Source organism: Bacillus sp. 205(2023), assembly GCF_037027485.1.
Classification (GTDB): Bacteria; Bacillota; Bacilli; order Bacillales; family Bacillaceae; genus Bacillus; species Bacillus halotolerans.
In genome coordinates, this window is the sequence record NZ_JAXCHF010000004.1 from 22862 (window position 1) to 44554 (window position 21693).

Consider the following 21693-nt stretch of genomic DNA (forward strand, 5'->3'; position numbering starts at 1 on the left):
TAATGACAGACGAGGTGAAAAGTATGAACCAATCAGAAATGTGTCCTAGATTTGAAAAAGCAGTCGACATCTTGAGCAAACGCTGGGTTGCTTTAATCGTTTTTCAGCTGTTGAATGGTCAGCAGCGATTTAGCGAAATAGAAGCAGCACTTCCAAATCTAAGCGGCAGAGTTCTGTCAGAAAGGCTGAAAGAACTTGAGCTTGAAGGAGTGGTTAAGCGGGACGTCATCCCCGAAACTCCGGTTCGCATCGAATATTCATTAACCGACAAAGGAATGGCGTTAGCGCCCATTCTGGGTGAAATCTCCAAATGGGCTACTGAATGGATTGACCCTTCCTTTCATATGTAATTGCTAAAACGGTTCTATCTCCACGGAGAGAAGAGCCGTTTTTTATTTTTTATTTCCAGGTGAAAAAACAATTTCTCAGCCGATATATAGTACATCACATCACTTTTTTTAAAAGGAGAACACTTAAATGCGACTGACGATTTCCCGCAAATTCAGCCTGGTATTTTTGACACTGATCCTCATCAATCTGCTTATAGGCGGAATAGGCGCTTTCAATATGCAGCACATCATCAAAAAGACAGATGAAATCAATGCAAAATGGATAGACGGCATTAAAGAAATTACATCTATTAATTATTTGACAGAGCACCTTTCCTCTAAGGAAAAGGATTTCCTGATTTATACAGACAAAGATAAAATGGATACGCTGGACCAAGATATGAACCAGATCCTTAAGGATATCAATGAAAAGCTTGATAACTACGAAAAGACAATCTCTAATGACAAAGAACGCAGCATTTTCGAACAGCTCAAGACTGAAGTCAACTCATATACGAATATTCATAACCAGATTTTAGAGAGCGGACGCACGAATGATATAGATAAAGCAAGGGGGTTATTGGTACAGACTGAAGCAAGCTTTGAGGATATGAAAAAATCAATCACTGAACTTGTTGATTTTAATAAAGAAGGCAGCAACACGGCGGTGAAAGAAACCAAGGACGTTTATCATAAAGGTCTCATTTACACGGCTTTGCTTCTGGCAGCCTCCATCGCCATCAGCATATGTATTTGGCTTTATATCAATCGCAGCATTGTAAAACCGATTATTCGAATGAAGTCATCTGCGAATGAGATCGCCGAAGGCAATCTGTCAAATGACATAGAGCCGCTGGCCTCAAAAGACGAGCTCGGCGATCTGAACGAAGCGCTTCAGAAAATGGTAGGGAATTTAAGAGATATCGTCGGCTATTCAAAAGAAATTTCCACCCGCGTGCTTTCTTCATCACAGGTTCTGACCACTGCAACGAATGAAACAAGAACCGGCAGCAGACATATTACCGAAACGATGAACGAAATGGCTGAAGGCTCCGAGCAGCAGGCGCAAGACGCTGTGACGATTGCCGAATCAATGAATGAATTTACAAAAAGCATTGATAAAGCCTACAATCACGGCATGACGATCAGCGATACGTCTCAAAACGTTCTCGAACTCGCCGTAAACGGAAACGAAAATATGGATACGTCAGTGCAGCAAATGAAAACAATCCATCATATCGTTCAGGAGGCCGTTCATAAAGTGAGATCGCTGGAACAGCATTCTCAGGACATCAACAAGCTTGTTCAGGTCATCAACGGCATTGCCGAGCAAACGAACTTATTGTCACTTAATGCCGCAATTGAGGCAGCCCGCGCAGGAGAAAGCGGCAAAGGCTTCGCCGTTGTGGCCGAGGAGGTCCGAAAGCTCGCAGACGGCGTATCTGACTCCGTTCAGGATATCACTAAAATAGTTGGCGGCACACAGCAGGAAATCAACACTGTCATTCAATACCTGGAAAGCAGCTTTACCGAAGTAGAAAAAGGTACTGAAAACCTGACTGACACCGGACAGGCCATGCAGAACATTAAGCAATCGGTCACCTATGTAGCGGACAGCATTAAGGAAGTAACGGACGGATTAAAGCAGTTAACAAACCAATCGATCACAATTAACCAATCGATTGAAAATATCGCCTCCGTTTCTGAAGAATCCGCCGCCGGCATTGAAGAAACATTTTCCATTACCGAGCAATCCGCCCATTCAATGGATCAAGTGCTTCAAAATGCTGAGGAGCTTGAGCGTTTGGCGAAAGAACTTAATGAGAAAATGGATCAGTTTACAATTTAAATAAGAAAAAAGAGGCTGGAATCAACCAAGCCTCTTTTTTTGTTCTTATGCAGCTGTTTGAATACGTCTCACCCTGGTTCTTTTTTTCTTGACCGGATGTAACACCCGCTCCAGCCAAGCCATGAGCAAATCAGCCGCAACCGCCATCACCGCAGTCGGAATCGCACCGGCTAGAATAATCGCCGTTCCGTTTGTGGCGTTTGACCCGCGGACGATCATATCCCCAAGGCCGCCGGCGCCGACAAATGTGCCGATTGCTGTAATGCCGATAGCGATGACGAGAGCCGTTCGAAGGCCTGCCATAATGACAGAAAGCGCGAGCGGGAGCTCAACCATCCGAAGAACTTGGAATTTCGTCATCCCCATCGCTTTTCCTGATTCTAAGTATGCGTGTTCAATGCTGACAATGCCTGTGTACGTGTTTCGGATAATCGGCAGCAGGGAATACAGAAATAATGATAAAATCACTGTGTTTGCACCGAGCCCCATGACAAGCATCAGGACTGCCAGCATGGCGAGCGCCGGAATCGTCTGAATGACATTTGTTACAGCGAATACCCATCCTGACAAGCGGCGGAAATGCGCAATGAGGATTCCGACCGGAATCCCGACGACAGCAGCAAACAAGACGCCGTAAGCCGACATGAGAAAATGGCGGCCGAACTCTTCCATTACGTAGCTGCCGTTCTGTGCATAATACGTCATTAACTGTTCAAGCATATTCATTGGTCAATCCCCCTTTCACGATTCGAAGTAGTGATGCTTTTGCAAATATTCCTTGGCAACGACAGACGGTTCTTTTAGATTACCGTCGACTTCATAGTTAAGCTCCTGCATCGTGGCTGTATCAATTTTTCCGATCATTTTCTGAATGATGCCTTCCAGTTCAGGATGTTCTTTAAGCACCTGTTCCGGAACAACAGGAGAGCAGTCGTACGGAGGGAAAAATTGTTTATCATCCTTTAGCATTTTGAGATCATAGGACTTGATTCTCCCGTCCGTGGAGTAAGCGAGGACAATGTCCATTTTTCCGCTTTTCACCGCGTCATACACAAGCCCGATCTGCATCGGATACGTGCCGCCGAATGTCATGCCGTAGGTTTTCGTGAAATCCTGATAGCCGTTCCCTTTCAGCTTCACCCAATAATTGTCGACGCCCAGCTTTAATTGCGGCGCCCATTTTTTGACGTCTGATACGTTTTCTAAATGATATTGGTCCGCAAGCTTCTTGCTGACGGTAAAGGCATACGTATTATCAAACCCGTAGGAATCATACCATTTTAAATCGTATCTTTTTTTAAACTCCTGCTGTGTCAGCGCCAGCGCTTTGTCCGGATCTTTTTCAGGTTTCATCCTCAGCGTGCCTGTCAGCGCGTCACCTGTATATCTTGTGGCCGCAATATCGATTTCTCCGTTTATTAAGGCCTGCTGCTGCACCGCGTTGGAGCCGAGATTTTTAATGGTTGTTGTCTTTAGATCCGTATGGTGTTCGATCAGCTGGCCAAGCATGCTTGCGATGATTTCTGATTCACTCATGCTTTGCGCGCCGATTTTAATGGTCTGGTCTGAAGCGGCGCTGAGCCCGGGAAGCGAACAGCCGCTTAGCATCAGCATTACTGCGAGCGTGAAACCGCACAGCCATTTAAGATGTTTTCTTTTCATGAGCAGCCTCCTTATGAAACTTCCTTCATTCCCTGCAGTCCGGCAGGCGTGATTTTTCGTTCTGTCAACGCCAGCACATAATCAATGACAATCGCCAATATCGTGACGGGAACCGCTCCTCCGATGATATATTCCGGCTGATATAAATTCAGGCCGATGAAAATGTAATCACCCAATCCGCCGCCTCCGATAAAGGATGCAAGCGTCGCCCAGCCGATTAAATAAATCGTGGATGTTCTGATCCCCGCCATGATGACGGGCGCGGCAAGCGGCAGTTCCACGAGGCGGATTTGTTCAGCGGCCGTCATCCCGATGCCTTTTCCTGATTCAAGCAGATTTTTGTTAACGCCGCGAATCCCGGTATACGTGTTGCGCAGGATCGGCAAAACGGAATAGAAAAACAAGGCCACAATAGCCGGAACTTTTCCGACTCCCAAGAGCGGGATAAAGAAAGCGAGGATTGCCAGACTGGGCAGCGTCTGAATGATATTCACAATGCCGATAATGGTGCCGGCTCCTTTTTTCATTCTGGTAAGCACAATCCCAAGAGGCACAGCGGCAGCAACGCCTAAAATGACGGCGATGAGAGAAATGGTGATATGCTCATATGTTTTGTAAAGCAGCTCGCCTCCGTTGGTTTGCAAAAATTCAATGATATGATCCATGTCTGACAACCTCCCTATGACAATACTGCGATCTGTTTTTCTTCTCCCCAGATGGACTCATACACAATGTCAACCAGGCTCGCTCTCGTCACAATTCCTATTAAACGGCGGTCTTCATCTAGAACCGGCACGTACTTTACACCCCGTTTTAAAATTTTGTGTACTGTATCCCGCAGCAGTGTTGCGCCCAAGACGGTGTAGATGTCTTGATGCAGGACCTCGCCTACGAGCTCGGCTTTCTTCCGGCATTGATCAATGATTTCCACATCTACATAGCCTAGAAGAACATGGCTGTCATCTACAACCAGGAGCGAGTCGACACGCTCCTGCCTCATCAGCTGGATCGCTTCAGAGAGCGTTTTATCCGCCGTAATAGTCACCGGGTGTGTACTCATAATTTGATCAACCCGCTCAACATCAGGACTTGATGACTGAATCAGGCGCTCCTTGCCGATAAACTCCTCAACAAATTCGTTTGCCGGATTTCTCAGAATATCATCAGGCGTTCCGATCTGCACAATCTCTCCGCCTTTTAAAATGACGATCCGGTCTGCTAGCTTAATCGCTTCATCCATATCATGGGTAACAAATACGATGGTTTTATGTAAGGTTTTTTGCAGTTTTTTAAATTCTTCCTGAAGGGAATCCCTCGTAATCGGGTCAAGCGCCCCAAACGGTTCATCCATTAAGATAAGCGGCGGTTCCGCGGCAAGTGCCCGTAATACACCTATTCGCTGCTGCTGTCCCCCGCTTAATTCATGAGGATAACGGTCTAAATATTCAGGTCCCATATCGACCAATTTTAAAAGCTCACGCGCACGTTCTTTCCGCTGCTGCTCCGGCCATTTCAGCAGCTTAGGCACAAGTGAAATGTTCTGCTGAATGGTCATATGAGGGAACAGTCCGATCTGCTGAATGACATAGCCGATCTTACGCCTGAGTTCTACCGGATCCTGTTCCATGATGTTCTCGCCGTCAATAAAAATCTGACCGGCTGACGGCTCAATTAATCGGTTAATCATTTTCATCGTTGTCGTTTTTCCGCAGCCGCTTGGACCGATAAAACAAATAAATTCGCCTTTTTCAATTTCCAGATTCACGCTGTTCACAGCTTTTTTGCCGCCTTTATATGTTTTCGAGACATTTTTTAATGTCAGCAAACATCGCACCTCCAAAATTAAATTCATTCAATTCGTTCAGTTCATATTTAATTTTTCAGACAATTGAATGCTTCCCATTATAGAATAAAGTTTATAAAATAAAAAGTTTACAATTTGTTCATATTATTTATAAAGTATGTGTAAACTCTGATTTACCCGTATTGACCGGTAATGATCTCCTTATTGCTCCAATTTCCTGCCAAATTCTATGATTACAGCATTTCCGCCGCATCAAAAATGTGGTATATTGACATCGGAATTGTTAGCTGAAAGGATTGAAACTGTTGGAGAAAGATCCGTTAACGATAATTGAACAGACTGAAGACCACCTCATAGAAAGAATCGCGGAAAACATGCATGCATTTGGAATGCCCTCTACCGTTGGACGTGTGCTGGGCATTATTTATATGAATCGCAAGCCGATGACGCTGACGGAATTATCAGAAGCGACCGGCATGAGCAAAACGCGAATGAGTCAGGTCGTGCGGGACATGCTCGATGCCAACATCGCCGAGAAGGTGTTCGAAAAGGGCGTGCGAAAAGACTTATACGATGTTGAAGAGGATTACTACCAAACCTTTATCACACTGTTTACAGCCACTTGGAGCAAAGTCGTCAGCAAAAATAAAATGATGCATAAAAAACTCAACCGGGAGCTGCTCAGTATCTTGGATGAAGAGCTTTCTCCTGAAGCGGAAGAAAAGGTGAATGAGCTGTTGAAGGAATTAAAGGATTGGCTCGACTATTACAATTGGCTCGGCCGTCTGATTGAGTTTTTTGAGAGTGAAGAGATTTTTAAATATGTGCCGAAACCGTAAAAAACGCCCTGTCATGAACAAGGCGTTTTTTTATTAAGCTGCACTGGCCAGTTTTTTCTTCTCTTTCTTTTTAATCGGGCTTAACGTGCGTTCAAGCCAGCCCATGACCAAATCAGCTATCACCGCCATAAGGGCTGTCGGAATCGCGCCAGCTAATATAATCGCGGTCCCGTTTGTTGCGTTTGACCCCCTGACGATGATGTCTCCAAGGCCTCCGGCGCCGACAAATGTCCCGATGGCAGTAATGCCGATAGCAATGACGAGCGCGGTGCGGAGGCCGGCCATAATAACAGAAAGCGCCAGCGGAAGCTCGACCATCCGCAGCACTTGAAACTTTGTCATACCCATCGCTTTTCCTGATTCAAGATAGGCATGTTCAATACTGACAATGCCTGTGTACGTATTTCTGATGATCGGCAGCAGTGAATAAAGAAATAACGATAAAATGACCGTATTCGCGCCAAGCCCCATCACTAGCATCAGCACGGCCAGCATGGCGAGCGCCGGCACCGTCTGGATCACGTTCGTGACGGCGAAAACCCAGCCGCTTAATGTTCTGTACCTGGCAATCAGGATGCCAAGCGGAATGCCGACGATGGCCGCAAACAAAACGCCGTACACCGACATCAGAAAATGGCGGGAAAACTCTTGCAGCACATAACTGCCGTTTTGCGAATAGTAAGTGCCAAGCTGCTGTAATACTTCCATTTGGTCTGCCTCTTTTCTTAGTCAAAATAATGATGTTTCTCTAAAAATTCCTTTGCCACAACAGACGGCTCCTTCAGTTTGCCATCCACTTCGTAGTTGAGCTCCTGCATGGTTTCCGTGTCAATCTTCCCGATCAGTTTATCAATAATGCCTTCAAGCTCCGGATGTTCCTTAAGCACCTTTTCCGGAATCACCGGCGAACAGTCATACGGCGGGAAAAATTGTTTATCGTCTTCTAGGATTTTGAGATCATACGCCTTAATCCGGCCGTCTGTGGAATAAGCAAGAACAGCGTCCATTTTCTCGTTTTTGACTGCGTCATAAACAAGTCCGATTTGCATCGGATAGGTTGTTCCGAACTCAAATCCATACGTGCTGACAAAACCTTTATATCCGTCACCCTTCCGTTTCAGCCAGGCATTGTCGACCCCCAGCTTATATTCAGAAGCGTTTTTCTTCAGATCAGACACGGTGTTTACATGCTCCTTTTCCGCAAACTTTTTTGTTACGGTAAAGGCATATGTGTTATCAAACCCGTAAGAATCAAACCATTTATATTTAAAACGTTTGTCAAATTCTTTCTGTACAATGTTCAGCGCTTTTTCCGGATTCTTCTCCGCCTCCATTCCGAGGGTGCTCGTTAAATCCGTGCCAGAATAGCGTGTGGCGGATATGTCAATGTCACCGCCGAGCATCGCCTGGTGCTGAACATAGTTTGATCCGAGATTTTTGACTAAAGCCGTATTTAAATCCGTATCGTGTTCAATGAGCTGCGCAATCATATTCGCTAAAATTTCTGATTCTGTTATGCTTTGCGCCCCGACCTTGATCGTATCTTGTGAGGCGCCGCCAAGTCCCGGCAGAGAACAGCCGCTCAGCAGCATGACAAAGGCGAAAGCGAGCGCGCCGATCCATCTGATTTTTTTCGTTTTCAATACAGCCAACTCCTTAAGAAACTTCCTTCATCCCTTGCAATCCCTTCGGTGTCACTTTTCGTTCCGTCACGGCTAGCAAATAATCAATGATAATGGCTAAGATTGTAACCGGCACAGCACCGCCAATGATGTATTCAGGCTGATACAGGTTCAGTCCGATAAAAATGTAATCACCGAGACCGCCGCCGCCAATAAATGAGGCAAGGGTCGCCCAGCCGATTAAATAGATCGTGGATGTGCGGATGCCTGCCATAATAATCGGAATCGCCAGCGGAATCTCGACGAGCCGGATCTGCTCCCAGCCGGTCATTCCAATCCCTTTTCCTGATTCAAGCAGATTTTTGTTTACACCTTTAATGCCTGTATACGTATTGCGCAGAATCGGAAGCACCGAATAGAAAAATAAAGCGACGATCGCCGGCACTTTTCCCACACCGAGAAGCGGGATAAAAAATGCCAGAATCGCCAGACTCGGCAAGGTTTGCACAATGTTGACGGCACCTATAACCGCGCCTGCGCCTTTTTTCATTCTGGTCAGCAGAACGCCGAGCGGCACCGCAACGATAATACCCAATACAACAGCAATGAGAGAAATGTATAAATGTTCACCTGTTTTATACAGCAGCTCTCCGCCGTTCGTCTGTAAAAAAGTCATCATTTGATTCATGTGTAAGAGCTCCTCCCCTGATCAGATCGTCATTAGCTGGTTTTCCTCGCCCCATATGGAATCGTATACGATGTCCACAAGGCTTGCTCTTGTCACAATCCCTGCTAAATGGTGCTCTTCATCAACAACGGGAACATACTTAATTCCTTGCTTCAAGATTTTCCGGACGGTATCGCGGAGAAGGGCTCCTTTTTGCACGGTATACATATCCGAGCGGTACACATCACCAACAACGCTCGCTTTTTTGCGGTTTTGATCAATGATTTCAACATCTACGTATCCCTTCAGCACATTTTGCTCATCTACAACAAGCAACGAGTCGACGCGTTTTTCTCTCATCAGCTGAATGGCCTGAGAAAGCGTTTTGTCCGCTGTAACCGTGACAGGCATTCTGTTCATCATCTGCTCAACCCGCTCAATTTCAGGCCTTGTCTGGATCAGGCGCTCTTTCCCGATAAATTCTTCTACAAATTCATTTGCCGGATTTCTGAGAATCTCATCAGGTGTGCCGACCTGAACGATTTCACCCGCTTTTAAAATCACAATCCGGTCAGCTAGCTTAATGGCTTCGTCCATGTCGTGGGTCACAAACACAATGGTTTTATTTAATGTTCTCTGCAGTTTTTTAAATTCTTCCTGAAGGGAATCCCGCGTGATCGGGTCAAGCGCTCCGAACGGTTCATCCATTAAAATGAGAGGGGGTTCCGCAGCCAGTGCGCGCAGCACGCCAATTCTTTGCTGCTGTCCGCCGCTGAGCTCGTGGGGATATCGGTCTAAATATTCAGGGCCCATATCAACAAGCTTTAACAGCTCTCTCGCCCGTTCTTTCCGTTTTTCTTCAGGCCATTTCAGCAGCTTCGGAACGAGTGAAATGTTCTGCTGAATGGTCATGTGGGGAAACAAACCGATCTGCTGAATCACATAGCCGATTTTTCTCCGCAGTTCAACCGGGTCCTGTTCCATTATGTTTTCTCCGTCGATAAAGATCTTTCCTGACGACGGTTCTATCAGTCGATTAATCATCTTCATCGTCGTCGTTTTTCCGCAGCCGCTCGGGCCGATAAAACAGATAAATTCGCCCTTGGCAATATCTAAATCAATGCTGTTCACAGCTTTTTTACCGCCTTTATATACTTTTGACACTTGTTCTAATTTCAGCAATCCGTGCACCTCCGCAGGTTTCCGTTAATTTTTCTGAAAAGTATAATCTTTATTATAATTTGAACTTTGTAAAATAAAAAGTTTACAATGTGTTGAAATTATATGTTATTTACAGATTATTTATTGTTATGACTCAGGCAGAGAGGGTGTTCTTACAATTACGCCGGATACCTCTCGCTTCCTCCGCATACAGCTGTTTTCAACAACTGGCAGAAATATGATATATTGACACCATCAATTGCCATTTGAAGGGATGATCAGCTGTGGAAAAAACTGCTCTCGACATCATTGAACATGCTGAAGAGCATCTCATCGAGAAGATTGCCGAAAACATGCATACGTTTGGAATGCCTTCTACTGTCGGGCGTGTGCTCGGGATTATTTATATGAATCGAAAACCGATGACATTAAGCGAGCTGTCAGAATCAACAGGCATGAGCAAAACACGGATGAGCCAGGTCGTCCGTGAAATGATTGATGCCAACATTGCCGAAAAGGTGTTTGAAAAAGGCGTAAGAAAAGATCTTTACGACGTAGAGCAGGATTATTATCAAACCTTCATATCTTTATTTGCGGCGAACTGGACAAAGGTCGTGAGCAAAAACAAAGTGCTGTACAAAAAATTAAACCGGGAGCTGACGGATCTTTTACAAAGGGACGAGCTTCCCCGAGAAGCCGAAGAGAAAGTCAATCAGCTGCTGAATGAATTAAGAGAATGGCTTCATTACTATGATTGGCTGAGCCGCTTAATTGAGTTTTTTGAGAGTGAAGAAGTATTTGAATACGTGCCGAAAACAGCTGAAAGCAGCTCCCTGAAGTAAGGGAACTGCTTTTCTACATGATGAGATGAATATTGGAAACATCATATATGAGAACATCGTATACTTCCTCCATGTGACATTGGCCTTACCAAGAGGCTGATTCTTCGCAAACGTTTATAGCCGTTCGGAAACGCCGCGTGCTACAATGAAGTGACTATGTAAATAGGAAGGATGTATCTATATGTTCAAGAAAATTGCAGCAGATGCACTCGGATTATCAGATATCGGAAAAATTATCGAACCTCAGGATTATGACAAAACAGATGCTGATGACTATGTCATGCATGAAGACAACGAAAAAATTTATTTCCTGATTAAAACAAAAGCCGATGAATATTGCTTCACGAATCTGGCGCTGATCCATGTTGACGGCGAACGTGCCACTTCCTCCAAACGAACGCTGAAACGCTATCCTTATTCCCAATATAAAATCTCTGATGTTTTTCTGGAAACCGCCGGGAAGGTCGATTTGGATGTTGAAATCAAGTTCAAGCTGGGCTCTGAACAATTTGACATCGATGTGCATAAAGAGCAAATTGAAAAGCTGAAAGATTTGTATAAAGCCCTTCTCCGTATCTCTGAAACGATCTATGAAAATGACATTTTGATCAATCAGGCTGAACAAAGTCTGGAACGAGCAGTCACCATCCTTCAGCATACCCGCCCTGAGCACGTCAATATTGAAACACAATATAAAGAGCTGACCGAATTCGGATTTACATGGGTCACTTCCGTCCGCTCGCAGTACCATATTAAAGATTTCGGTGACGTATTTGAAAAATATATTAATAACTAGAAAAAAGACACGAGTTCGCATCTGGCAGCTCGTGTCTTTTTTCTGATATATAATCTTGGAGAAAATTTTTGGCTGGATATTGGTTACTTTTCTACTTTTTTCTTTTATAATGACATTATTAGTCTATTTTCCCTATATTACATGTAAAAGGAGTCATCATATGTTTTGTCCTCAATGCGGCCATCAAGCAGATGGCGGAAAGTTTTGCGAGAAATGCGGATCGCCTCTTCCACGCCAAGCCGGCGAAAATCAAGGAGCACAGGCGGGAGCTGAAGCTGCAAAACAAGCAGCAAAGCAGTTCGGTTCATTTGTTCTGGCTGTTCTGAAACGCCCTTATCAGGAGTGCAAAACAACAGGCGGCGAACAGCTGATCAGCGGAATCATTACAATGGTGCTTTTCAGTTTACTAACTCCGCTGATGTTTTATATTCTTTTTTCAGATGGTCCCGGCAGTGCGAGCTTTACAGAAATCTTTTTCAAGCCAACCATTTACTTTGCCCTTTTTATTTTCGGGTTGCATGCATTGATCTTTTTTTCCTTAAAAATCGCGGGAAACCAAGTCTCATTTAAAGATTCATTCTCCAGATTTGGTGCGTTTCTTATTCCGTTTACAGCTATTTTGATTCTTGCACTTCTATTGTTTTTATTACATACAGATCTTTGCTTCACCGTGTTAGCGATTGGTTTAATTGGCGCATTTTTCGCTATTCCCCCTGCGATGCTGAGCAGTTACCAGTATTCGTATAAAGGAAAAGCTGATATCATTTACTCAACCATTGTGATTTATCTCATCACATGCGTTGCGTTTCGGTTCATCATCGAACATTATATTAAAGAGATTTTCCGTTATATCTTTTTTTAAAAAACACCCCCATCGCCTGCTGGTGATGGGGGTTTGTTTTTTATTGAATAGATGTTAAATAGATTCTTCCGTCTTTCACTACGCCGGTGTAGGTCCAGTTGTACGTTCTGCGCTTTGTACTGCCGCCTGATTTTGTAATATCAAATTCTTCATATGTTTTAATTGTGATATTCGAGCCGCTTTGATTAAAGCTTTTTACCTCTACATCAATAAATACTTCAGTCGTCCCCTCGCTGTACAGCTTCTTAACCAATTTCTGCTGATCATTATATAATGAACTTCCTTTTTCCAGATTGCCTTCCATGACCGCAAATTCATTTAAATTCACTGCGGTTGATTGATTTGTCAGATAACTAACCATAAATGATGTCACTTGTTCATCCGTGACATCGCCGGTCGATGGGCTTACGCTTGCTTTCTTGCCTTTTGCGTCTGCCCAGGCTGATGTGTACGTCTCTGCATGATCATTTTTTATTTTCTTTATATTTGTCCCGGCAGAATCAAAAGATGATTCTGCATCTTCGAACATCCACTTTTTCTGTTTTTTATCATATGAAAGCAGATATTCATAGCTCGGGCTCTCATCCGACATTTCAGGTTTCGTATAGTCATTATAATTAGCCGACTGGTGAAGTTCTTTTCCTTTTACTGACGCCTGCCATGTACCGTCATTTTTCTGGGATAGAGCAAATGTATCCAAATCAAAGTCTGTTTCCAGATATTTATCTTTTAAGTAAGAATCCGTGTTTTTCATCGAATCCACGTTATCTTTTGCTTCGGCTTTCCAACTGGCACTTGCCTCTGTCATCTGAGCTGTATTTCCATCAGAAAGCGCCTTGGAATATTGCTTTGTCGTTTTGACAATCGTATTCATGATTGTTTCTTGTGTGTCTTGGTCAGGAATTAACGTTAACTCCATTTCTTTGCTATCAATCGGCACACCCGCTGTTTTTGTTTTTCCCCACGGAAACTCCGCTTCAACCGCAGCTGTCATTGATCCGTCTGTCAGAAGCGGGCCGTATGTGACAGATTTGAACGGATCCTTATGGATGGATTTACCGTTAATCAGCAAATCTCCCTTTCCATCCTTCATGTCGTCCGCTAAGCTGAATGTTACATTATCTGCTTCCAATGAGAGATCAACACGAAAGTTGTTGTCACCAACCGCCTGAATGTCTTCCTTTTTCACAAGATCGACTACATCGTTTTTCAGTTTGGCTGAGACTGTATATTCGCCGGGAATGTACGGTCCGAGGGTTTGTGCTTGATCTGCTTTCTTTACAGATCCGGCTTCCTCTTTATTCACATAGAGATCCGTATGTTTATAATTGCTGGTTACTTCAAAATAAACAGGTGCTATCTTTAAATCATAATGGTCAAATACTAGCAAGCTTTTCCCGTCTTTCTCCGCGTATACAATATCCTTTTGGACTGTTTCAGCACGCAGCGATGCAAAAAGCTCATCTTTTTTGTCAGGATGATCCTTTAAATATGTAAGAAACGGCTTTACGTTTTGTTTAGTAAGCTTGAGCTTGTCATTTACCGGCGTTAGCAGAGAAGCGATTTGGTCTTTATCCTCATCATTTACAGCCTGCTCAAATTTGTCGACTAACCTGTCCTTAGAAGTAAGGTACGCTCCGGTTTTATATGCAGCGAATAATATGACGCACGCTGCGGCAATGCTGCTCCATAACATGATGGTTTTCTTAGGGATTGGTTTTCGCGGAGCCTGCCTCGTTTCAGCAGTGCTTGCTGTTTCTTTATTTGCCTGTCTGCTGCTCCCTCCGATCGGGGTGCCGCATTCTTTACAAAACTTGGCCCCTTCATTATTTTTTTGACCGCATTCCTTACAAAACATGTGACTTTCCTCCTATTTTTTATCCACTATTTTGTACAGATTTCCTATGTTACATATTTTATAATAGAATGGTATGAAATTGGAGGAAATCATGAAAATATCTCTATAAACATATGAAAAGGTGGAATGAACGTGCAAAAGCTCAGGATTCAAATAAGAGAAAAAGCAAATGACGAATTATACGACCTATTGCTGCTCGCCGATCCGTCGAAAGACATTGTAGATGAATATCTTGAAAGAGGAGAATGTTACACAGCTTGGGCCGGTGATGAACTTGCCGGTGTTTATGTATTGCTAAAAACAAGGCCGCAAACAGTTGAAATTGTAAATATTGCCGTAAAAGAGACTCTTCAAAAGAAGGGTTTTGGCAAACAGCTTGTCCATGACGCCATCGAAAAGGCAAAGGAGCTGGGTGCGGACACGATTGAAATCGGCACGGGAAATTCCAGCATTCATCAGCTTTCTCTCTATCAAAAATGCGGTTTCCGCCTGCAGGCCATCGATCATGATTTCTTTACCCGACATTATGATGAGGACATTTTCGAAAACGGCATTCAATGCCGTGATATGGTGAGACTTTATTTGGATCTCTAAAAACGGGATGCCGTTTGATGGGACTGCCCCTCGTTTTTGAGACAGGAGCGGCTCTTTTATTCTTTTGAAGAAGAAAAAAATGCTCAAAAACGAAAGCTGATCCACCGGGGTATCAGCTTTTTGTTTATTTTCTTTCCCTGTTTTTTAACTCTTAATACTTCATTCAAAATAAGATGATCAAACTTCTACCGTTTTTTATACCGTGTGTCTTAATGAACAGTTGATCCATTCTAAAATTGCCCCTGGTTAACAAATGGTCTATATTCTGTCCTGCTAAAAACACCCTATATTCACATCGACTTTTCATTAAGAGCCTTTTTTAAAGGCCATCTGAAAAATATTAAGATCACGGCAAAAATCAATGAAAACACCGGGGAAATCAGAAACGGAAGTTTAATACTGTAATTAACAATTGGCGCAAAAATAAATCCACTTAACCCTACGGCTAAATAAGACATTAAACTAAAAAGGGAAAATGCACTTGTTTGAAGGTGATCTGCAATACTTTTTGCAATTGTTTTTTGTAGAAATATCGTAACGAAACCAAAAGAAAAACCGAATGATGATGAGCATAGAACAAACAAGATTTGAATGTTAGCAAACCACAAGCCCGCTGATCCAAAAAACATGAGGATAAAACAAATGAGCAGGTTAATGGGTTCTGAATGAATATGTTGAGGAATCTTGCGAATTAAGAATTGAGATATCACAAAAAAGAGCCAAAATAAAAAATAAAACAAGCCAATACTGCCGCCGTCCTCACCTGAAAGTAATATTGGACCGTAGGCGATCGCGCATCCATAACTCAACGAACCCAAAAGATAAAAAAAACAGTATTTCCAAAAACCTCTATCTTTTAAAAGAAATTTCACATCACTTTTATTGCTAATTCCCATTGTATTGCTTACAGGAGGTTGAATAAAAAAAGAGATGAGTAAAATCGTCAAACTCATAATTAAGAAAATCTGCAGTAAAAGCACAAGGCTAAACTGTTTAAAAACCACTTCGGCAAGTAAAGGAGCAAATGCAGAACCCGCGGCCTGTGAAATGTTGATCCACGATAAACTTTTTCCTGCCTCTTCTTTTTTTAACCCTAAAGCAAATACAATCAATAACGGAGGTATAACTCCTACACTAATTCCTAAAATAATTCCCACTAAAAAATAAACAAAAAGAACATGATAGAAAAATAACCAAAGCAAAATACCAATTAGAAATAATAAACATCCTAATAACAGTATCTTCTTAGAGGGGTTGAGAAACATAAAAATAATTCTAGTAACAAAAAGAGCGATCATGAAAATACCAATTACATTTCCAGACATACCACTTGCTGCCCCTGTCATAAGGATGGACAATGGCAATATAGCAGTCAATGCTCCAAAGAGAAATGAGAAAAGCATGTTTATAGTGAAAATTTGCTTCATGATCCACCAGCTACTTTCTTAGTGAGATAATAATTTAATTTTCCCAATCCTGAAGGTTTGAAATTGATAAGTGATTTGTTATGTATTAGCTCACATCCTATATCCTTTTTTACATCGTAAGTGGTTGATCCAAAATAAATTTTTTTATACCTATTTTCAATTGCAAACTGAATGGTTAAATAAAAAATATTGAAATAAGCATAAGAAGGGACAGAATGATTATAATCCATTCCTACATGTTTCAATGTTATTTCGGTCTCATTATGGACAACGATGAGTCCAAAGGCTATCAGTTCGCTTTTATATTCAAATAGAATGAATTTATAGTTAGTACGCAAATTTCTCAAAGCTTTAAAAGATTCAAAATCGTAGTTAATTGGACTAGGGACTGCATTACTTTTGTTCTTTGTATTTAAATACAATTTGTATATCTGAAGATAATATTCCTCAGATATTTCACTTGCTAACTGAATTTGAAACTCAATTCCATACTCCTTCATTTTTTTTATTTTATTTTTTATATCCCATCGCTTTTTCTTTTTTAGGGTTTTTAAGTAATCGTCAAAGTTCGTTGTCTTTAATTGCAATACTGTGTTAGGATAAAAATCAAATGATATAAAATCATTCTTTTCGAAGGCATTTAAAAGACTGAGATCATACAAATTAGTAATATATACGCTATCGTAATTTTCTATTTTATAGAAATGTGCAAGTAAATGATTAATTATTGAAGTAACATTTTCAATATATTTGTCTTTAATATAGATACCTTCACCGCTTGATAAAGGTTTAACTATAAAATATACATCATAGTAAAGAGCTTGACGATTAAAAACACGAATTCCTTTTATTACTTTTTTATATTTTTCAGGAATATACTCTTGCACATCTAATTTTCGGCATACAAAACCAGTTAATACTGCAACTAATTCATTGCTTCGGTAAAATGCGTAATATGTAAATTCATATGAATTGTGATAGGTTTCAAGGTATATGTACCACTCAATATCAACCCCCAGATTTTCTAATGCTTCTCTGTTTATTTTCTTAATACTATGATATTTCACTATATTCATCACAGTGTTAATCCTCCATCTATTACAAATAATTGACCTGTAATATAACTGGCTTCTTCACTAATTAAATAATTAGCTAAGCTTGCAATTTCAGCTCCAGTTCCCAGTCTTTTAAGCGGGATTGTTTTTATTATTTCCTCTAAATTAAGTGAGTCTACCATTTCTGTATCGATGTATCCCGGAACAATGGCATTTACTCTAATATTGTCGTTTGCCAATTCATGTGCAAACGTCATAGTCAAACTATTTATTCCAGCTTTTGAAGCTGAATAATTTGTTTGTCCAGTTATTGATATCAATGAAGAAACTGAAGAAATATTAATAATGCAACCACCCCCATTTTTTTTCATTACTTGTGAAGCGAACTTTGAATAATTAAATGTTCCCGTTAAGTTTGTGTCTAATACTTCCTTCCACGATTTTTCATTCATAAATCTTATTGTTTTATCTTGGTTTACTCCCGCGTTATTGATAAGAATATCGAGTTTTCCCTCTTCCCCATAAATCTTCTGTATAATATTTTTGGCAATCGAATAATTACGTACATCAGCTTTTATACCAAAAGCATTTTTATATTCGCTTTCTATTTTATTTGCAAAAGAATCACTAGAAAAATAAGTGAAATAGCAAACAATACCTTCCAGTGTAAATTTCTTCAAAATTTCGTATCCTATCCCCCTGGTTCCACCAGTTATTAAAGCTACCTTCTTCATTAAATCTCTCCTGTTCATTTAAGGATAATTAGATTTCTTGTTCCCTCAGGGTTATAATCAAATATTGCTATCATTTCTTTTTTTCTTAATGCCTCTTCTACTTTTAAATAACCATTAACACAAAATGCAAATGGATATTTATCTAGAATAAAACTGGTCTTATGCCCATTTAATTCTTTAGATAATTTTCGTTCATAAACTTCACCTGTATATATAAACATTTCAGGGTTAAAACTTTTTATACATTTACTCAGTTTTTCAATGTCATCAATTATAGAATCATATGGATTTGACCAGCTTATAATACTAATAATTTCTTTTGAACATGCTCCCTTCTTTTCTTTACTAATAAATAAAGATCCAGAAGTCTCAAGATATTTATTTTTCTTTGTTAAAGCTATTTGTTTTAAGGTCAGTTCATTGATATCTTCTGTCCCTGTTACAATAGCTGTTTCTATTAAGTCTCTTTTTAAATATTCGTAAGCCAGCTTTAATGAATCTGTATATGCCGTAACACCGTTATAAATTGTATTATTTACTCCCAAGATTCCGAAAACAATAGAGAGCCAACCTGAGGTACAATTCAAAACTGTGTTTGGAAATTTCAAAGGGCTTACATATTCAGGTCCATATTGATCTGCATCTTTTAGGAATAAATAATTATCATTTAAATAGCTTGTAGTTGTTCCTACAAAAACTCCTGTTCTTTCACCAATACAATAATCAGAATTATTCAATAACTCACTTACTGAAATAAGGGCTAATTTAGTTGAACGATTTATATTTTTTAATCCTCTTCTATTTATATAGCTCTTAAAATCAAAGTCATAGTTGAAAATATCACCATATTCAGTTATTTGTTCTCTTTTTAGAAAATCATCTTCTTTTAGAGAATAGCTACTGTTTATGAACACTTTTTCAAACTGCCCCCTTCTTAAATTTTTTTAAGATTACACTAGCATTTGCTCCACCAAATGCGTATGAGTTATTTAAAGCATAGTTAATATTTTTTTTAATCAATTTATTCGGAATACAATTTATATTGCACTCATCATCCTTGTTTTTAAAGTTTATTGTCGGTGGGACAATATTATCTTTAATTGCTAAACAGCATACTATGTTCTCAATGGCGCTTGCTGCTCCCATTGAGTGGCCTAACATTGACTTAATAGAGCTTACGCAGACTTTAGAGGTATCAAACAAACTCTTAATGGCATAAGATTCAACCTTATCATTTGCTTTAGTACCTGTCCCATGTGCACAAATGTAGTCAATGTCATTGGAAGTAATATTTGCATAGTCAAGTGCATTCTGTACACATTTAATAATGCCTTTACTCTGTGGATGGGGAGATGTTATATGATAAGCATCATTACTTACCCCATATCCAGCTATTTCACAATATATAGGAGCATTCCTATTTATCGCTGATTGTAGGTCTTCCAGTAAAAGTACACCTGCACCCTCTGCAACCAGCATTCCTTTTCGATTTTTGTCAAATGGACTACACTTTTCAGGTGCAACAGCTTTTAGACTATTAAATCCGTAGTACGCTACTGTTGAAAATGGATCCGTTCCTCCAACAAAACTTGTTTTAGAGTCGCCTCTTTTAATGGACTCATAACCTTCAATTAAAGCATAGTTTCCTGCTGAACATGCATTAGTTATTAATGTACTATATCCCCTTATTCCGAAATGTTTTGAAGCATTTTTAATAATACTTGAAGGGTCATTTATTTTCTTATCATTATTTGAAACATGCTCTAATTTTCTAGAATTTTCAATTTCAATTTCCGCCATAGTGGATCCTACATATAAAGAGGATTGCTCTATCTCTTTATTATCGATTTTAGAATCCTTGATTGCTTGGTCCATTGAAGCAATTAAAAACTGTGAAGCTCGTCCACATTGTTTAATAACCTGCTTCGGAATATTATAATCTGATGCTTTAAAATCTTTTACCTGTCCCCCATACAAGGTATCTAACAAATTTAAATTTGATTTATCAATCTTGCTAACACCTGAAGCCCCCATTTTGCAATTTTCCCAAAATTCATTCTTCTCTTTTCCCAGAGATGAAATTATTCCTATCCCAGTAACAACGACCCTTTTTTCCAATTTAATTCTCTCCAATAACATAGTTTTTCATTTTAACAACAAAGGATAATTTACCTTTACAAACTATTGAACCTTCATCATTTTTCACAGTTGCTGATACTTTCATAGAGTTATTAATAACTTTTTCTGTTCTGACGTTAATTATTAGTACATCTCCTGGAAAGACTGGCGTTAAGAACTTTATGTCTGTACGATACAATAATGGAATGCTTTCGTGAATATTTTCATTTTCATTATTCGTAAATAAAAGAACTGCAGACTGAGCGATTGCTTCAATAATTAGAACACCTGGAAAAATTTTTATATCCTCAAAGTGCCCTGCGAAAAAGGCTTCATTAATTGTAGTATTTTTGCAAGTGATTACTTCTTCCTTTCTCAACTCGATAATTTTATCTATAAATATAAATGGATGTCTGTGTGGTAAATGTTTTTGAATATATAGGAAGTCAAGGTTTGTCATCTTAAAGAAAGCCCCTTATTTAATTTTTTTCGATACAACCTCAATAACAGAATTCACATCTGTAATATCCTGAAGTTCTTCTTCTTCCAACTTAATATGAAATGTTCGTTCAAGTTCAGTAACTATCTCAAGAGTCATCATAGAATCAATACCAAGATCATCAATTAAATCACTATTAAAGTCAATTTGCTCAATCTCCATTTCTGCGACGTCAGAAATAATTAATCTAACTTTTTTGCTTATTGTTTCACTCATCTTTATCCCCCGTTTATTATATTCTTGTTTACATTATGAATTTTAAGCATCATTGGAGCCTCATCAGAAATACCTTCATAAAGACGATAAGGGCCAATTTGTTCAAATCCTATCTTTTTGTAAATTTTCTCAGCTGATTTTGTTGTTTGTAAGTATACTTCCTGAATATTATGAGTTATTATAATGTGTTTCACTGCTTGAAGTAATTTTTTGAGTATCCTATTTTTGTTAATAAAATTATTAGTCACTGAATTATTTGGAATGATTAACCTCATAACTTCTGCACTCTCTCCAACTTTAAGCTGAATATTGTGACATTTTTCTATGAACAAAAGGCCTTGATCTTGTTTCTTAATAACTACTGATACTGATCCTAATAGCATCCCGTCAACATATGCTCCTAAATGTATTGCCTTATCATCAAAATCATCTTTCATCAATTGATCTTTATATAATTTAGCTGGAGCTGCTCTCTGATCAATCACGAATGTCTTATATCTTTGATTAAATAACTCATTTAACTTCTGTGGATCCTTTATCTCTTTTACGATTACAGGTTGAACCATTTTATACATCACCTCCTTCCATTTCCTAATATATACATTAAAGGTCCTATATGTCAACTCTTTCCCTTGGAATATTTGGGACTTTATATTGCTTCATATATTTCATAAAATATTTTTAAAACAACATCAAGGGAGATATCCAGTTTTATGGACAAACCCTTCCTAACGTAGTCTCCATTTCTTTATTCACTCC

24 protein-coding genes are annotated in these 21693 nt (G+C 40.1%); 7 read left to right on the forward strand and 17 right to left on the reverse strand.

The features are described 5' to 3' along the window. The first annotated feature begins 23 nt into the window (after nucleotides 1–23). The gene (catR, locus tag WA325_RS12200; protein ID WP_010331897.1) at nucleotides 24–350 is read left to right on the forward strand and encodes a catDE operon transcriptional regulator CatR; all 327 of its coding nucleotides are present in this window, start codon (nucleotides 24–26) and stop codon (nucleotides 348–350) included. A gap of 127 nt (nucleotides 351–477) precedes the next feature. Further along, nucleotides 478–2178, forward strand: a complete 1701-nt coding sequence (locus WA325_RS12205) for a methyl-accepting chemotaxis protein (protein WP_336183688.1) — start codon at nucleotides 478–480, stop codon at nucleotides 2176–2178. A gap of 45 nt (nucleotides 2179–2223) precedes the next feature. Here the strand turns inward: WA325_RS12205 and WA325_RS12210 are convergent, their stop codons facing one another. The 4 genes from WA325_RS12210 to opuBA are packed head-to-tail and all read right to left on the reverse strand — an operon-like array spanning nucleotide 2224 to nucleotide 5665. Then, on the reverse strand, nucleotides 2224–2904 hold the full coding sequence (locus WA325_RS12210) for an ABC transporter permease (protein WP_336183689.1): 681 nt from the start codon (nucleotides 2902–2904) through the stop codon (nucleotides 2224–2226). A gap of 15 nt (nucleotides 2905–2919) precedes the next feature. Next, complete coding sequence (opuBC, locus tag WA325_RS12215) at nucleotides 2920–3840, reverse strand: choline ABC transporter substrate-binding lipoprotein OpuBC (RefSeq protein ID WP_336183690.1); 921 nt, start codon at nucleotides 3838–3840, stop codon at nucleotides 2920–2922. A gap of 11 nt (nucleotides 3841–3851) precedes the next feature. Next, entirely contained in the window at nucleotides 3852–4505 is a 654-nt protein-coding gene (locus WA325_RS12220) for an ABC transporter permease (RefSeq protein ID WP_105953912.1), read from the reverse strand. Nucleotides 4506–4519: 14 nt separating this feature from the next. Next, nucleotides 4520–5665: a choline ABC transporter ATP-binding protein OpuBA gene (opuBA, locus tag WA325_RS12225; protein WP_336183691.1), complete on the reverse strand. Its 1146-nt coding sequence runs from the start codon at nucleotides 5663–5665 to the stop codon at nucleotides 4520–4522. A gap of 284 nt (nucleotides 5666–5949) precedes the next feature. Here opuBA and WA325_RS12230 point away from each other — a divergent pair, with 284 nt between their 5' ends. Then, entirely contained in the window at nucleotides 5950–6483 is a 534-nt protein-coding gene (locus tag WA325_RS12230) for a GbsR/MarR family transcriptional regulator (RefSeq protein WP_105953914.1), read from the forward strand. A 33-nt stretch (nucleotides 6484–6516) separates the two neighbouring features. Here the strand turns inward: WA325_RS12230 and opuCD are convergent, their stop codons facing one another. The 4 genes from opuCD to opuCA all read right to left on the reverse strand — a co-directional run bounded on the left by opuCD (nucleotide 6517) and on the right by opuCA (nucleotide 9954). Then, nucleotides 6517–7191, reverse strand: a complete 675-nt coding sequence (opuCD, locus tag WA325_RS12235; protein ID WP_336183692.1) for a glycine betaine/carnitine/choline/choline sulfate ABC transporter permease OpuCD — start codon at nucleotides 7189–7191, stop codon at nucleotides 6517–6519. 17 nt (nucleotides 7192–7208) lie between these two features. Continuing rightward, nucleotides 7209–8075, reverse strand: coding sequence for an osmoprotectant ABC transporter substrate-binding lipoprotein OpuCC (gene opuCC, locus WA325_RS12240; RefSeq protein WP_105954126.1), 867 nt, complete (start codon nucleotides 8073–8075; stop codon nucleotides 7209–7211). Nucleotides 8076–8139: 64 nt separating this feature from the next. Then, a complete protein-coding gene (opuCB, locus tag WA325_RS12245; protein ID WP_024122875.1) occupies nucleotides 8140–8793 on the reverse strand; it encodes a glycine betaine/carnitine/choline/choline sulfate ABC transporter permease OpuCB in 654 nt (217 codons plus the stop codon). A gap of 21 nt (nucleotides 8794–8814) precedes the next feature. After that, on the reverse strand, nucleotides 8815–9954 hold the full coding sequence (opuCA, locus tag WA325_RS12250; protein ID WP_101859940.1) for an osmoprotectant ABC transporter ATP-binding protein OpuCA: 1140 nt from the start codon (nucleotides 9952–9954) through the stop codon (nucleotides 8815–8817). Nucleotides 9955–10217: 263 nt separating this feature from the next. Here opuCA and opcR point away from each other — a divergent pair, with 263 nt between their 5' ends. The 3 genes from opcR (at nucleotide 10218) to WA325_RS12265 (ending at nucleotide 12433) form a co-directional block, all read left to right on the forward strand. Then, nucleotides 10218–10775, forward strand: coding sequence for an opuC operon transcriptional regulator OpcR (gene opcR, locus WA325_RS12255; protein WP_336183693.1), 558 nt, complete (start codon nucleotides 10218–10220; stop codon nucleotides 10773–10775). A gap of 181 nt (nucleotides 10776–10956) precedes the next feature. Then, nucleotides 10957–11571: a PH domain-containing protein gene (locus WA325_RS12260; RefSeq protein ID WP_010331909.1), complete on the forward strand. Its 615-nt coding sequence runs from the start codon at nucleotides 10957–10959 to the stop codon at nucleotides 11569–11571. A gap of 160 nt (nucleotides 11572–11731) precedes the next feature. Then, nucleotides 11732–12433 (forward strand): zinc ribbon domain-containing protein, encoded by a 702-nt coding sequence (locus WA325_RS12265; RefSeq protein WP_248339420.1) that lies wholly within the window; start codon nucleotides 11732–11734, stop codon nucleotides 12431–12433. 40 nt (nucleotides 12434–12473) lie between these two features. Here WA325_RS12265 and WA325_RS12270 read toward each other — a convergent pair whose 3' ends face one another. Continuing rightward, nucleotides 12474–14291: a zinc ribbon domain-containing protein gene (locus WA325_RS12270; protein WP_336183694.1), complete on the reverse strand. Its 1818-nt coding sequence runs from the start codon at nucleotides 14289–14291 to the stop codon at nucleotides 12474–12476. A gap of 126 nt (nucleotides 14292–14417) precedes the next feature. Here WA325_RS12270 and WA325_RS12275 point away from each other — a divergent pair, with 126 nt between their 5' ends. Then, complete coding sequence (locus WA325_RS12275) at nucleotides 14418–14885, forward strand: GNAT family N-acetyltransferase (protein WP_105992105.1); 468 nt, start codon at nucleotides 14418–14420, stop codon at nucleotides 14883–14885. A gap of 290 nt (nucleotides 14886–15175) precedes the next feature. On the opposite strand, the gene WA325_RS12280 is transcribed toward WA325_RS12275, so the two are convergent. From WA325_RS12280 to WA325_RS12315, 8 genes are read right to left on the reverse strand one after another with little or no spacing between them, the layout of a single operon-like run. Further along, nucleotides 15176–16312 carry an MFS transporter gene (locus tag WA325_RS12280; RefSeq protein ID WP_336183695.1) on the reverse strand — a complete coding sequence of 379 codons (1137 nt, stop codon included), beginning with the start codon at nucleotides 16310–16312 and terminating at the stop codon, nucleotides 15176–15178. Continuing rightward, entirely contained in the window at nucleotides 16309–17388 is a 1080-nt protein-coding gene (locus WA325_RS12285) for a peptidogalycan biosysnthesis protein (RefSeq protein ID WP_336183774.1), read from the reverse strand. Before WA325_RS12285 ends, WA325_RS12280 begins: the two co-directional genes overlap by 4 nt. Next, entirely contained in the window at nucleotides 17388–18101 is a 714-nt protein-coding gene (locus WA325_RS12290; RefSeq protein ID WP_336183696.1) for an SDR family oxidoreductase, read from the reverse strand. Before WA325_RS12290 ends, WA325_RS12285 begins: the two co-directional genes overlap by 1 nt. Before the next feature lie 14 nt (nucleotides 18102–18115). Then, nucleotides 18116–19015, reverse strand: a complete 900-nt coding sequence (locus WA325_RS12295; protein WP_336183697.1) for a beta-ketoacyl synthase N-terminal-like domain-containing protein — start codon at nucleotides 19013–19015, stop codon at nucleotides 18116–18118. Nucleotides 19016–19019: 4 nt separating this feature from the next. Beyond that, nucleotides 19020–20219: a beta-ketoacyl-[acyl-carrier-protein] synthase family protein gene (locus WA325_RS12300; RefSeq protein ID WP_336183698.1), complete on the reverse strand. Its 1200-nt coding sequence runs from the start codon at nucleotides 20217–20219 to the stop codon at nucleotides 19020–19022. A 1-nt stretch (nucleotide 20220) separates the two neighbouring features. Beyond that, on the reverse strand, nucleotides 20221–20679 hold the full coding sequence (gene fabZ / locus WA325_RS12305; protein WP_336183699.1) for a 3-hydroxyacyl-ACP dehydratase FabZ: 459 nt from the start codon (nucleotides 20677–20679) through the stop codon (nucleotides 20221–20223). A gap of 15 nt (nucleotides 20680–20694) precedes the next feature. Then, a complete protein-coding gene (locus WA325_RS12310; protein WP_326222105.1) occupies nucleotides 20695–20934 on the reverse strand; it encodes an acyl carrier protein in 240 nt (79 codons plus the stop codon). Between the two features lie 2 nt (nucleotides 20935–20936). After that, the gene (locus tag WA325_RS12315; protein ID WP_336183700.1) at nucleotides 20937–21500 is read right to left on the reverse strand and encodes a GNAT family N-acetyltransferase; all 564 of its coding nucleotides are present in this window, start codon (nucleotides 21498–21500) and stop codon (nucleotides 20937–20939) included. Nucleotides 21501–21693 lie beyond the last annotated feature (193 nt).